10 protein-coding genes are annotated in these 14,025 nt (G+C 47.4%); 7 read left to right on the top strand and 3 right to left on the bottom strand.

What is annotated here, in order from left to right; all coding sequences use genetic code 11:
* Nucleotides 1–164: 164 nt before the first annotated feature.
* Together I5M27_RS04505 and I5M27_RS04500 are read right to left on the bottom strand one after the other, a co-directional pair.
* Nucleotides 165–1,841 (bottom strand): T9SS type A sorting domain-containing protein, encoded by a 1,677-nt coding sequence (locus I5M27_RS04505; RefSeq protein ID WP_200504944.1) that lies wholly within the window; start codon nucleotides 1,839–1,841, stop codon nucleotides 165–167.
* Between the two features lie 283 nt (nucleotides 1,842–2,124).
* Nucleotides 2,125–4,914 carry a T9SS type B sorting domain-containing protein gene (locus tag I5M27_RS04500; RefSeq protein WP_200504943.1) on the bottom strand — a complete coding sequence of 930 codons (2,790 nt, stop codon included), beginning with the start codon at nucleotides 4,912–4,914 and terminating at the stop codon, nucleotides 2,125–2,127.
* A gap of 247 nt (nucleotides 4,915–5,161) precedes the next feature.
* Here I5M27_RS04500 and I5M27_RS04495 point away from each other — a divergent pair, with 247 nt between their 5' ends.
* From I5M27_RS04495 to I5M27_RS04480, 4 genes are all read left to right on the top strand, one after another.
* Nucleotides 5,162–5,842, top strand: coding sequence for a succinate dehydrogenase cytochrome b subunit (locus I5M27_RS04495; protein WP_200504942.1), 681 nt, complete (start codon nucleotides 5,162–5,164; stop codon nucleotides 5,840–5,842).
* Nucleotides 5,843–5,860: 18 nt separating this feature from the next.
* The gene (locus I5M27_RS04490; RefSeq protein WP_200504941.1) at nucleotides 5,861–7,795 is read left to right on the top strand and encodes a fumarate reductase/succinate dehydrogenase flavoprotein subunit; all 1,935 of its coding nucleotides are present in this window, start codon (nucleotides 5,861–5,863) and stop codon (nucleotides 7,793–7,795) included.
* A gap of 191 nt (nucleotides 7,796–7,986) precedes the next feature.
* Complete coding sequence (locus I5M27_RS04485; RefSeq protein ID WP_200505418.1) at nucleotides 7,987–8,739, top strand: succinate dehydrogenase/fumarate reductase iron-sulfur subunit; 753 nt, start codon at nucleotides 7,987–7,989, stop codon at nucleotides 8,737–8,739.
* A 261-nt stretch (nucleotides 8,740–9,000) separates the two neighbouring features.
* On the top strand, nucleotides 9,001–9,429 hold the full coding sequence (locus tag I5M27_RS04480) for a hypothetical protein (protein WP_200504940.1): 429 nt from the start codon (nucleotides 9,001–9,003) through the stop codon (nucleotides 9,427–9,429).
* Nucleotides 9,430–9,630: 201 nt separating this feature from the next.
* Here I5M27_RS04480 and I5M27_RS04475 read toward each other — a convergent pair whose 3' ends face one another.
* Complete coding sequence (locus I5M27_RS04475; RefSeq protein WP_200504939.1) at nucleotides 9,631–11,127, bottom strand: hypothetical protein; 1,497 nt, start codon at nucleotides 11,125–11,127, stop codon at nucleotides 9,631–9,633.
* 231 nt (nucleotides 11,128–11,358) lie between these two features.
* On the opposite strand from I5M27_RS04475, the gene I5M27_RS04470 reads away from it, so the two are divergent.
* The 3 genes from I5M27_RS04470 (at nucleotide 11,359) to I5M27_RS04460 (ending at nucleotide 13,802) form a co-directional block, all read left to right on the top strand.
* Entirely contained in the window at nucleotides 11,359–11,886 is a 528-nt protein-coding gene (locus I5M27_RS04470; RefSeq protein ID WP_200504938.1) for an NADPH-dependent FMN reductase, read from the top strand.
* A 358-nt stretch (nucleotides 11,887–12,244) separates the two neighbouring features.
* Nucleotides 12,245–13,129, top strand: a complete 885-nt coding sequence (locus I5M27_RS04465) for an AraC family transcriptional regulator (protein ID WP_200504937.1) — start codon at nucleotides 12,245–12,247, stop codon at nucleotides 13,127–13,129.
* Nucleotides 13,130–13,193: 64 nt separating this feature from the next.
* Nucleotides 13,194–13,802 carry a DUF417 family protein gene (locus I5M27_RS04460; RefSeq protein WP_200504936.1) on the top strand — a complete coding sequence of 203 codons (609 nt, stop codon included), beginning with the start codon at nucleotides 13,194–13,196 and terminating at the stop codon, nucleotides 13,800–13,802.
* Nucleotides 13,803–14,025 lie beyond the last annotated feature (223 nt).

Here is a 14,025-nt window from a genome sequence, read left to right as displayed (position 1 = left end):
GAAACAATGCCGTTTAGCATTCTTCCTTTAACAAAAAAACAAACGCTATGTTTTAAGCATAAAAAAGTCCGGCCTGCTTTCGCAAAACCGGACTTTTTAGTTTTCAGGCTTTAAACCCTACCATTTTTTTATCAGCGACCTGCTGTTTAGGTTGGGTAAAACCCCTACTCAACCAGCACTTTCTTTCGGTAAACCTTTTTAGCGGTTTGTGCCTGCAACATATACATGCCTTTGGCCAGTTCAGAAAGCTCCAGTTTCATTTCATTGCCGGCTTGAAGATTTCGGGAAAGCACGGTTTTGCCCTGCATATCTGTTAACTCGATTTGAACAATTCCCTTTGCTTCCGGAAGGTTTAGGAACAGCATATTTTGCGCCGGGTTCGGGTAAAGGGAAAATTCGTGGCTGAAAGCTTCAGAAATACCGGTTGGGTTACTGCTGAATTTTGCCAGGAAAAACCCGCCGGCTGGAGCATTTACATAATGCGAGCCAAAACCGATACCCTTATTGAAATCACCGCTTAGGTAGCCATCGCCTGTATTTTTATCTATTGCAATTTTGCTAACGTAACTAAGCCCTTGCGTTGAAACGGCCCAAAGAGGCATACCTGAATTGTTCCATTTACTTACTAAGGTCGAACCGCTAGGGGTGTTAGCTCTAAACGCTTGCTGTCCAATATTTACTGTTCCGTTATACCAGGCGCTTACGTAGGCATTTCCGGCAGAATCCAGGGCTATATCAGTATCGCCCATAGAGCCTGAACCGGTGTTTTGCGAAGCCCAGACTACGTTGCCGCTATTATCTATTTTAGCTAGATAGGCTGTTGCTCGTTGCAGCGAGCCGGTAAGCGTGAAATTGCCAATTTGCATAGTTGAACCATCAAAATAACCGGTTATATAGCATTGCTCCTGGTCATTTACAGCAATACCACACATATTTTCACTATCGATGCTTCCGAAGCTTTTGGCCCAAACGGGGTTGCCGTTCGGGTCGAACCGGGCATAATATCCATCAACAGAACCGCGAATGATTAGCGGTGGCAAATTATTAAATGTTAAGGTATCGTAAATTCCCCCTAATACAAATAAATTACCTTGCCTGCTAACGGCCACATCCAAAAAACCCCTATACCATTCTGTCAGGCGCATCCACTGAATTTGCCCGGCAGCATTGTATTTAGCCAGGAAACCAAATCTTCTGGAATTATTATAGGATGCGGGCAGAGAATAGGTAATGGTATCGAAGGTAACATAGTTGTGAGCGCTGGTTTGAAAATTGGAGATAAAGAAATGGCCACCTATGTAACAGTTTCCGGTAGTATCTACGGCAATTGCCTTTCCTACATCTTCATCTGAATAGTAAAACGGCAAACTCGGAAAGCCCGGGCCACCGGCTCTTCTAGCCCATAACGCATTGCCGGAACTGTCGAACTTCGCTACAAAAATATCTTTTACCCCATTGCAGATCAGCGTGGTAGATCCAATTGTAGTCGAATCCAGAAAATCTCCGGTAATATAACTGTTGCCGGCGGCGTCTGTGCTTAGCGCATTCGGCCTGCAATTAGCAATCGCTTTCGCCCATTTCACCTGGCCATGTTTGTTGTATTTCACTAAATACATGGATTCTGATGGCAGGTTAATGGGTCCGAAAGAAACCCCACCCGTGGTAAGTCCCAAAATAGCCGCATAAATATTGCCGCCGGCATCTATACCTGTGCCCCTTGATTCCATACCACTATTATTGCCTGCACCGGCCTGTGCCCATTGCCAGGTGGGTGTCTGCGCGAAAACGCTATGGGAAAAGCATAAAAAACTCAGAAGCAGAAAGAGGTAGATTTTTTTCATCGCGTTTCAGCAAAAGTTTGAAAAGCCTTTACCACAGGTCGCAGGAAAAACAACAAAGGTTGCTTTGCTTCCATTAAATTGCTTAAATTTTTACAAAGGCTCATTTTTACAAAAGCCGGTTTTCCGCAAGTTCGTAATTTTTTTCAGGCAATTCCTAACCAATCTATTCCCAAAAACGCTAGGCTTTAAGCATAAAAAAGTCCGGCCTGCTTTCGCAAAACCGGACTTTTTAGTTTTCGGGCAAAAAACCCTAGCGTTTTAGGCAGAAATCAACCAGGCTTAATTATTCTCTCGATTTGTTGCTTAAGATCTCCACCCAGCCTTTAAACGTGCGGCGCGAATCCTGCGGGTTACGGCCGGCAAATTCTATATCGGCCAGATAATAATACACCCCATCCGAAAGCCGGGTCCCGTTATCTGAAGTGCCGCCCCAGTCAATATTCGGCCCGGTGGTTTGGTCATATACTTTTACGCCCCAGCGGTTATACACCGTAAATTTCACGCTTCTTATAAAGGCCGAATTCCGGGGCCTGAAAGTATCGTTCAGCAAGTCGCCGTTTGGTGTAATAATGTTAGGCAGCTCCAGGAAATAGCAAACATCCTGGCACGCGATATTACTAAAACGGCTTTCATTGCCCGAAGAATCTACCGCGGTAACCACGTAGCAGCCCGCCGGCGTGGGCAGGTTTTCGTGCATGAAAGAAGTTGCCGGGGTAGTGCCCACTAGCGCAAAAGCAGCATCATCGGTCGGGCGGTAATACACGTTAAATTCTTTTACATCGTTGCCGCAGCCGTTTCCGGTAGCAGGTTGCCATTTCAGTTTATTCCGGAAAGGCGCCTTGAACGGGGTACGTTCCAGCGAATCGCAGTTCAGCAGCGTTAAACTAAGCACCGGCGCGCATGGAGCCGTGGTATCGCGCACGATCTGGCAGAAAACTTCGGAATTATTGCGTACCACCGGCGGCAGTTTGCTTCTCATATAAGTGCCTACCGTTTCTATAAAATAGCAATATTGCTGCCCGAATTTCAGCGGTTCATTATTGAACGTGCCGTTATCGATGTAAACACCCATTTCCCGGCCGGCCTGTACGCTGTCTATGGCCACAAAAGAGCCGTTTATTTCGCGGTAAATAATATGCAGCTTGCCTTCATTGTTCCAGGGCACATTATAGCGCCAGGTAAGCTGCATGGTTTGCCCGCTGGAAATGGCATCTAAGCGCACGCTCGAAGCAATGGGGCTGGAATCGAGCAATTGCAATGTACCATTACTGGTAAAATAAAATTCTACTTTGTAGCGGTACACACTATCCTGGGTATTCAGGTTCTGGTCAGTGAAAAGGGTATCGTTCGGATTGGTTGTGCTGTGCACCTGCTGAAAACCACCTGAGCCTTTCAAGCCGGTAGCCCGGTATAAACGGTATTCATGCGGCCCCGGATAGTTGTTGATGCCGCCCACCGGCCGGGTCCAGCGCACCAGGATCTGCCCGGCGGTTTTGCTGGTTTGCGTTACAGAAACATTGGTCAGTACCGAAGAAACCAGCGGAATTTCGGCGCAAACCTCGTCAGAGGCTAGGCTTTCGCCGTTTTTAGGCCCCGGGAAAGTGGCATAGATCAGGTAGCAATATGTAGCGCCCGCATTTAAACCCTGCCCCTGATTGGTGTCGGTATAGGTAGTAACGCTGGCATCCACTTCGTTTATAAACACATAACCCGTGGAGGCCGGCACGCCGGTTTCGCAGGCCGAAGGAACGAAATTAGCGCGGTTTTCGCGGCGGTAGATCCTTATTTTTTGCGCGTTGCCGCAGCCATTCTGCAAATACGGGTTCCAGTTGAGGCGCATTTGTTTACCCGGCAACGGTGTAGCCGTTAATCCCGTTGGTTTTGGCCCTACCACCGTAACATTCCAGGCTTGCATATCGATCAGGCGCGGCTCGTTGGTATTGGAGGGCGGGGTATCGGTTACTTTAAAAACAACCTGGTAGGGCTGATTGCTGATGTCGGTACATTGCGGTGTCCAGCGGAAAAGGGCCGTATTCGGGCTGTTTTGCGTAAACGTGGCCGGCGGAAAAATGCCGCCATAGGCGTTAAAGGTTATAGGGTCCTGCGGCGTATTGCCATCGGAACCGGTTACCACGGCCTGCAATAAGGTTTTTGCTACTACGCAGGTATCTTTCGGAATGGTTAGCAAAGGCCTTTTATTCAGAGTCGCCTCCACTTTTATCTGCATATCGCGCCACACTTCGCCCAGTTTTACCGGCGAGCGTCCCGGAATAACCTTCCATTCTTCCACCACAAAGGCAATGTTGTACTCGCCGGTTACATTAGGTGTATTCCACCTTATTTCGCCGGTAACTTCATTCAGGGTAAAAGTAGTGGGCAAACCGGCAGACGTACCTTTTAAAGGATCGGCCACGGTGGTGCCGCCAAAAGATTCCGGCGACCGGTAACCCGAAACGTTGGCCGAAACTGGCGCACTGGGTATGCCTACGTTCTGCTGTGGGATCCGCATTTTATAAGACAAGCTATCCTGATCAAGGTCGTATGCTCCCGGGAAATGGATAAAGATCTGGTTTTGCGCCGCCACATCTATGGGCGGCACGCTGAACTGCGGGGAACGGTTTATGCCGATCTGCGGATTGATACTGATAATGGTGCGGACGTGAAAACTGGTAGTGCCCGGGCTGTTCATGTTAATAATGCTGGAATTGCGGTTCTGCTCGCTGTAACCAACACTGTAAACGCCGGGCGCCGGATAAGTATGTGAAGCGTAGAAAACCCGGCGTGTAATATTATTAGGTAACTGAATTTCAGAAGCTTTCTGAGCATCGAACTTCGTACCATCGCCAAAGAAAAAGGTTGCCTCCAGATCGGGAATATTGGAGGATGTAACCACGTAAGTAACCAACTTAAAATGATACCGCAGCGGATTAGGATTGGCGGCCGTGTCGCTTTTAGCCGTTATTTCACCGGCGCGGATGTGGGTAGCCAATGCTTCGGGTTGCCAGCCCGGAAATAAAATAAAAGCCAGTAAGCAGGTTAGAACGCTATACCAAACGGTATTATTTTTTTTCATAAAAGTCAATAATATATAGCAAATAACAAATGTATTAGGAGAAATTAAAGCTTCCTGTAAAAAAACTGCCTTCTCCTGCCGATCACTTTCCGGCTGGTAGTTATACCAGCCTCCAAAAGGCAGTGTTGCTTTGCTATTTAGATTTATTCAAAATATGTATCTGAAATTGCTTTATACCACAACTGCCCTTACCTTTGGCAATTATTCAATCTTTACGCTACCTGTTCCAAAAATTTAAAATCTACAAATGAGTTGGTTTGCTAAAACGTTTTCCAGTACCATTGGCCGCAAGATCGTCATGTCGATTACCGGCCTTTTTCTTTGCTCCTTTCTGGTAATTCACCTGATCGGTAACTTCCAGTTATTCAAAGACGACGGCGGCGCTGCCTTCAATGTTTACTCTCATTTCATGGGTCATAACCCGGTTATCAGAGTATTAGAATTTGTGCTTTTAGCCGGTTTCGTGTTCCATATCTGGGATGCCGTGGCGCTTACCCGCCGCAACAAAGCTGCCCGCAGCGTAGGTTACGCCATGAACCGCCCGCAGGATAACAGCAATTGGTCTTCCCGTAATATGGGTTTACTCGGAACCGTGATTTTGGTTTTCCTAATCATTCACTTATACAATTTCTTTCTGCCAACCAAAACCGGCGGCCTGGACAAGGTAATGGTAGACGGCATGATGATCGATAACCTCTACATCCGCGTGGCCGAATCGTTTAAGATCTGGTGGTATGTAGCACTGTATGTTATTTCCATGATCGCGCTGGCTTATCACCTGGTACACGGTTTCCAGAGCGCGTTCCAGACCCTGGGCTTGAACCACAAGAAATACACCCCGGCTATTAAAACGCTCGGCTATGTATTTTCCGTATTGGTTTGCCTTGGTTTTGCTTCCATGCCGCTTTATTTCTTCCTTTTCAAGTAATTCATTCGCCTTTTTGATATGATATTAGATTCCAAAATTCCTGAAGGCGCTTTAGCCGAAAAATGGGAAAAGCATAAATTTAATGTAAAGCTGGTGAACCCGGCTAACAAACGGAAATACGATGTAATTGTAGTAGGAACCGGTCTGGCCGGTGCTTCTGCTGCTGCTTCTCTGGCCGAGCTTGGCTACAATGTGCAGGCTTTCTGCTACCAGGACAGCCCGCGCCGGGCGCACTCAATTGCGGCCCAGGGTGGTATTAACGCCGCCAAAAACTACCAGAACGACGGTGACTCTGTTTTCCGTTTATTCTACGATACCATTAAAGGCGGTGACTACCGCGCCCGTGAAGCCAACGTTTACCGCTTAGCCCAGGTTTCGGTAGATATTATTGACCAATGCGTGGCGCAAGGCGTTCCTTTTGCCCGCGAATACGGCGGACTTTTAGCCAACCGTTCTTTTGGTGGCGCTCAGGTTTCCCGTACGTTCTACGCCCGGGGCCAAACCGGACAGCAGCTGCTTTTAGGTGCTTATTCCGCGCTTAACCGCCAGATCGCTTACGGTAAAGTTAAAATGTACCCGCGCACCGAAATGCTGGACCTGGTAATGGTAGACGGCAAAGCTCGTGGTATTATTACCAGAAACATGGTAACCGGCGCCATTGAGAAACATTCGGCGCACGCGGTAATTCTGGCAACGGGTGGTTACGGCAACGTATTCTTCCTGAGCACCAACGCGATGGGCTGTAACGCTACGGCGGCCTGGAGAGCGCACAAAAAAGGTGCTTTCTTCGCAAACCCTTGCTTCACCCAGATCCACCCTACCTGTATTCCGGTTTCCGGCGACTATCAGTCTAAACTGACTTTGATGTCGGAATCGCTTCGGAACGATGGCCGTGTTTGGGTTCCTAAAACGAAGGAAATGGCCGAGCGCCTGCGTCGCAACGAGATCCGGGTTTCTGATATTAAAGAAGAAGACCGTGATTACTTCCTGGAAAGAAAATATCCGGCTTTCGGTAACTTAGTACCCCGCGACGTGGCTTCACGTAACGCCAAATTAGCCTGCGACGAAGGTCGTGGGGTAGGAACAACTGGTTTAGCGGTATTCCTTGATTTTGCTGATGCTATTAAACGCGACACGCAAGCGAAAGTAGCGGCCAAATACGGTAACCTCTTCGATATGTACGCCAAAATTACCGGCGAAAATCCATACGAAACGCCAATGCGTATTTACCCGGCCGTACACTACACCATGGGTGGCCTTTGGGTAGATTATAACCTGCAAACTACAATTCCAGGCCTTTACGCCACCGGCGAATGTAACTTCTCTGACCACGGCGCGAACCGCTTAGGTGCTTCGGCATTGATGCAAGGTTTAGCTGACGGTTATTTCGTAATTCCTTATACCATTGGCGATTACCTGGCGCAAATGCCGGCTGCCCGCGTAGAAACGTCGCATCCGGCTTTTGAAGAAGCAGAAAATAACGTGCGGGGCATGATCAACCGTCTGCTTTCTATTAACGGTACCAAAACGGTAGACGAATACCACAAGGAACTCGGTTTGCTGATGTGGGATTACTGCGGCATGGCCCGTAACGCCGAAGGTCTGAAATATGCCAAAGGCAAGATCCGGGAGCTGCGCGAAGATTTCTGGAAAAACGTGAAAGTGATGGGCGTGAACGAAGAATTCAACCAGACTTTAGAGAAAGCCGGCCGCGTGGCTGACTTCCTGGAGTTAGGCGAATTAATGGTTGACGATGCCCTGAACCGTAACGAAAGCTGCGGCGGTCACTTCCGGGAAGAATACCAGACCCCGGAAAACGAAGCGCTCCGCGACGATGCGAATTACGCCTACGTAGCCGCCTGGGAATACACCGGTCCGAATGCCCCGTCTAACCTGCACAAGGAAGACCTGAAATTCGAGAACGTGAAACTGACCCAGCGTAGCTACAAATAAGCGCTAATTAAAAATCAGAAATTAAAAATTAGAAATTTAGTATGAATTAGAAGTTAAGAATCAGGAATTAAAAACGGTAGGGTTCCAGGCCAGAAAAGTCAAAACCTACCATTCAGATAATTTCTAATTTTTAATTTCTAATTTCTAATTAAAATAAAGATATGGCAGGTAATAATCCGAACCTCAAGCCCATGAACCTTACTTTAAAGGTTTGGCGGCAAAAAAATAACAAGGCAGCCGGCGCCCTGGAAACTTACAAAGCCGAAAATATTTCCCCGGAAATGTCTTTCCTGGAAATGCTGGACGTAGTGAACGAAAACCTGGCCCACAAAGGCGTAGATCCGATCGCTTTCGACCACGATTGCCGCGAAGGGATCTGCGGTATGTGTTCGCTTTATATCAACGGCCGGGCACACGGTCCGGAGCAAGGCACTACCACTTGCCAGCTGCACATGCGCAAATTCAACGATGGCGATACCATTGTGATTGAGCCGTGGAGAGCGAACGCATTCCCGATCCACAAAGATCTGAGCGTAGACCGTTCGGCTTTCGACCGGATTCAGCAGGCTGGTGGTTACGTTTCGGTAAATACCGGTGGTGTGCCCGATGCGAATGCTATTCCGATTCCAAAATCGATTGCTGATAAAGCGTTTGATGCGGCAACTTGTATTGGTTGCGGCGCCTGCGTGGCAGCTTGTAAAAACGCTTCGGCTATGTTGTTTGTAAGCGCGAAAGTAAGCCAGTTTGCCATGCTGCCGCAAGGTAAAGTAGAAGCGAAAACCCGTGCCGAAAACATGGTTGCACAGATGGATATCGAAGGTTTCGGGGCTTGCTCCAACATTGGTGCCTGCGCCGCCGAATGCCCGGTAGGCATTTCCCTGGAAAACATTGCGATCCTGAACCGTGAATATTTAGGCGCTAAACTAACGTCGCAAAACGTTTAACCCTTCCCAAACCTCCCCTGATTCAGGGGAGGGCTTTTTTAAACCTGTGAGGCCAATAGGATCTCACAGGTTTTTTTGTGCCAAAACGCCAGAGATTGTGGCCTGAAATCTCAAAGCGATAGCAGCCCATTCCCGAAGAACATTCAGCAAACTGAATTTTGCAATGATGATATGCTGCGGGCTATACAATAAATGCTTAATTTAGCCTGTAAATGAATGAGCCAGAAAACGGCTGCCACTAAAAAAAACAAACTAAAAACTATGTACACCGGATTAATGCACGCACACTCGGGTTTAGCTTATTTACTGCTGGCCGCCCTGATCTTTGCCATTGTTTACAACCTCATCGGGTTTATGGGCAACAAGCCTTTTACCGAAGGAAACCGCAAAATTGCTTTGATCGGTCTGATCGCCACGCATATTCAGGTAGTAATTGGTTTGGTGCTTTACTTTGTTTCGCCATACGGGCTGAGCAATTTTTCCGGCGGAAACATGAAAGATGGCGCAGCTCGTCTGCTGATGCTGGAACACCCGCTTACCATGATCATTGCCGCTGTACTCATTACCATCGGGTACTCCAAAGCCAAACGCCTGACTGATAGCAACGCCCGCTACAAAAAAATATTGATTTTCTTCACGCTGGGTCTTATTCTTATTCTAAGCCGTATTCCGTGGAGCAACTGGTTATAAGAGACTGAATCTCTGAAATAAAAAAACGCTATGGTTTTGGAGCTCAAAACCATAGCGTTTTTTTATTCAACTGAATCAGAAAAATCTTCACTACCCTCCCATTCCATCATTCGGGCATTCTCTCATTCAATAATTCAATCATTCCCAAAACGCTATAGTTTCGGCCTGAAAAAGTGAAAACTCCTGTGCGGTGGTCTTCCTTTATAAGTCCAGTTTCAGTCCCAGCGAATATTCGAAATAACTTCCCCGCATGAAAACCGACGATTGCCTGTATTCAGGAAAGAACTGGCTGGTGGTATATTGCACACGCTGATCATACACTTTGGTCAGGCCCTGGTAATATTTAAAAGCGGGCGAAAAGAAGAGCTTACCTCTGATGCGGAAATCTTTCCGTACGCCGGTATAAAGCAATGGGAAAACTTTCCGTAACATATAATTTTCAGTATACATTTCAAGATAACCGGGCGGAGTTTTTGTTTCAAATCTGCCGTAGGAATGGCCGGACAATCCTTTATAATCGGGCGAATAGGCCAAAGCAGCTCCTCCTGAAAAATAAAATAACGGCACCAGGTTTTTATTGCGTAAGATATACCCTGCCCCGCCGCTCACTTGCCTGGCTTCAAATGCATTAGACGATGAACCTGAAAAAATCAGCCCCGGATATCGGTAGGAATTGCCTTCCCAGTATTCGTGCATGTTAAAGCCGGCTTCCCAGAAAAAATGCGGATGAAATGCCCTGTGAAACTCCAGCCCGGCGCCTAAACTTCCCGGCCTGGCACTACCAATTACTCCTGCTTTGTCTGTGGAAGTATTCTGATCGGCGAAAATAGCGCCGTAAACCCGCAAAGCCGAGCTTTTAGGCATGCGTTGCTCATAATATTCCCGCTTCAACGTTCTTTTAAAGGCCCTTTTATTTTGCGGGGTTTCAGCCTGCATGCGGCGCTGCAGCTTTTCGTAACCCGTAAAAGTATAACCCAGGCCAACCGTAAGCTGATGCCCTTGCACACGAATGGTACCCTGGGAAAACGCCGGAGAATTGGAAGCAATATAATAAGAACCTTCCTGAACAGGCCTTAACGAGTGATGGTATGACAGGCGCAGGCCCAGCAGATCGGAATTTTTAAGTTTGTACTGGAACCCGGTTTGCAACAACAGAAATGGTTTTGCTTTGCCGCTGTTTTCTAATCTATAATAGGAATGGCTGTCAGACAAAGAAGAGCTCATCCCTGCGCCCGATGAAGTGGAAACTAAAAACTTTACCCCCACTCCTCCGCCGGAAGCCCAGGCAAGTCGCGAACTCAGAAAATGGCGGTAAGTGGCCGTTCCGGATAGTTCTGCAAAACCCGTATAGCTCACCCAGTGAAAATACTGTTTGGTATCCTGTCCGTAAGAATAATCTGTTGGCGGTATACCCACAAGCATGGGATATGCGCCAAGCTTTCCGGTTGCCGTAAACCCCAAATTCTCCGAAGCATTGAACGTGTATCCTAAACCCAGATCGAAAACCCGCCCGGTTAAAGGATAAGCCTCATGCGGCCCGGAAACCGGATGGATGGAAGGTCGCATAAAACCATGATTCAGGCTAATTTCCAAATGCCGCTTGCTTTTAAAAACATCGCGGATTGCGGTTGAATCCTGCTGCGCTTCAGCCCGGAAAATGATCATTAAACAAACACCGAAGAACCATGTAAACTTCATTAGCCGGGAGAATTCTGAATGTATTTTTTGAGTTTATGCAAACAAAGTTAACAGAATTCATATTCGGCAAGCAATGGTTGCACTGATTTAACAGCATTTAGTTTTCGGGCCCGAAAGCATACCGTTTATATTCGTGATGTTGCATGGAAAAAAGTTGCAGACAATTAATTCGAAGGAAAGCATTAATTTTGAACGCAGGCAGCCTCTTAAAATTTTCTGCCCCTACCCGCTATGATCACAATAATTGTAGGCACGAACCGGCCGGACGCAATTTCCCGAAAGCTGGCGGAGCAATACGCCGAAATGCTGCTACAAAAGTTCCAGCAGCCCACGCAATTGCTCGACCTGCAGGAATTGCCTATTGATTTTATCAGCACCGCGCTTTACGAACATACCGGCAAAAACGAAGCTTTCAATGCGGTTTCGTCGCTCATTTCGCATTCTGATAAATTCATTTTTGTGCTTCCCGAATACAACGGTTCTTTCCCCGGCGTACTAAAAGCCTTCATCGATGGCCTGGCTTACCCGAATACCTTCCGCAATAAAAAAGCCGCGATGGTGGCCATCAGCAACGGCACGCAGGGCGGTTTGCTGGCCATGAGCCACCTGACCGATATTTTCAATTACCTCGGCATGCACGTGCTGGCCAATAAAGTGCGCATTCCGCAGATCCATCAGCATTTCAACGAAGGCCGCGTAACCACCCCGTTTTACTTAGAACTTTTGGAAGCGCAGGCCGGGCAGTTTTTAAGCTTCTAAGCCTACCGTTTTGCGCGCGAAACGCTATGGTTTTTCGTTAAAAAAGTCAAACTAACAGCTAACGTTTCCCTTGTCTATGACACACAGACCAGCTTGCTGTCGTTTCCAGGTTGTTTCTCTTTTTTTACGGCAGTGTTTCGGTTTCGACCGGGGTGAAGTAAAAAACTAGGTCATTCCGAGCAACGCCGAGGAAACAAACTGTTACTTCTATGGCATTTGAGCGAAGCAAAAAATGCCTTTCGTTCGAGTTTGGTACGCGTTAGTGCCATCGACAAGCTCAGGATGACCAATAAATCTGAATTACTATTAATGTTTTTGCCTTTGTTGGCGTTTTACCAACAGCTTAAAACCCGCAATCATGCTCACCGGAAAACTGCCCTTACACGTTTACAAAGCCAACCAGGAAGTAGCGCCGTTGCTTATTTCGGAAGTGGAAGCGCGGGAAAAAGTCTGGCAGAACCACACCAATTATTTCAGCGTGCTGTGGATCAAAGAAGGGAGCGGCGTGCTGGAAACCGATTTTTCAAAAACTACTTACGAAGCCAGTCAGGTTTACTGTTTCAACATTTATCAGGCTTTTGCCCTACACCCGGAAACCGTAACCAACGCCCAGCTTCTGCTTTTTCATCCAAACTTCTTTTGCATCGAAACCTATCAGCACGAAGTAGGCTGCAACGGCGTACTTTTCAACCAGGTTTACAATGCCCAACCCATAGCAGTTAATTCGGAAACGGCATCTGAATTAGCGCAACTGCTGAAAAACATGCAGGAAGAAATTGCAACTGGAGAACTGGCAACCGGCGAACTGGTTTTCTCTTATCTTAAAATTTTCCTGGTCAAACTCACCCGCCTCAAAACCGCCCAAACGCCAACCTGCAACCCAACCATTCCGATCCCGGCCGTTTTAACACAGCTCGAAACGCTAATAAACGAACATTTCACCCAGCACCACCAGCCTTCTTTCTACGCCGAAGCGCTGCATACTCCTTTAAAAACTCTAGGTAACCTGAGTCGGAAGCATTTCCATAAAACCCTGTCGTTGCTCATTGCGGAAAAGATCATTCTGAAGGCGAAATGGGAACTGCTGCACACCGATACGCAGGTAAAAGCCGTGGCGGCGAGCCTGGGGTTTAAAGACGAATATTACTTCAGTCGCTTCTTCAAAAAACACATCGGCCTCTCTCCTGCCCATTTCCGCCAAGCCGAGTGGGACATGCGGCGCGGCTTTTTGTCCATCCCTTAAGGGCTTGGGTGCATGGTTCGGAACCCGATAAACCCGGAAATTTGCGGAAACAAATTTCTGAATCATGCAAAAGTTATTTCAGTTCGCGGCCAACCTGCAGGAAACCGGCCTGCATTTATCCCGTCTCGGCCTCATCGTCGTGCTCGTCTGGATCGGTGGTTTAAAAGCATTTCCTTACGAAGCGCACGGCATTATCCCGTTCGTAGCCAACAGTCCATTCATGAGTTTCTTTTTAAAATACGACGCGCCCGAATACAAAAAACACATGAACAAAGAAGGCGAACTGAAACCCGAAAACGTAGCCTGGCACGAACAAAACCACACCTACGAATTTTCCTACGGCCTCGGCGCGGTGATCGTGCTGATCGGGTTGCTCATTGCCGCCTATCCGCTCTGGCCCGGCGTTTCCGCCTTCGGCAGTTTTCTGTGCTTCGGCATGAGCCTGGTTACGCTTTCGTTTCTCATTACCACCCCTGAAACCTGGGTACAACCCCTGGGCGACGTGCATCACGGTTTTCCGTATTTAAGTGGCGCCGGAAGATTGGTTATTAAAGATATAATTATGCTTGGCGCCAGCATTGCCACCATGGCGCAGGCGGCGCGTAAGTATTTGTATCAAAAAGATAAACAGGATAGATTAAAAGAAAAGCAAGAAAGGTTGGTAGTTGCTTAATGGGTTTCACCAGACCTAAAAAGCTAAATAAGGGGAGGAAATTTGATTAGGTTGACGTGAATACAACCACCCCCAACCCCTCCTTTGTAAGGAGGGGAGCTTTGCCTTCTACTTCCTTTTACTTTTTCTGCTTAAAAAGATAGCGTTTTTGTTTTCAATTTGAGATTCATAAATCCTGTTAAACTTTTAAATTAAGAAAATCATGTTCAAAAACTCCCCTCCT

Source organism: Adhaeribacter terrigena (genome assembly GCF_016623615.1).
GTDB classification, from domain to species: Bacteria; Bacteroidota; Bacteroidia; order Cytophagales; family Hymenobacteraceae; genus Adhaeribacter_A; species Adhaeribacter_A terrigena.
The sequence above is the reverse complement of the archived record's forward strand: the minus strand, read 5'-3'. Positions and strand labels throughout refer to the sequence as shown.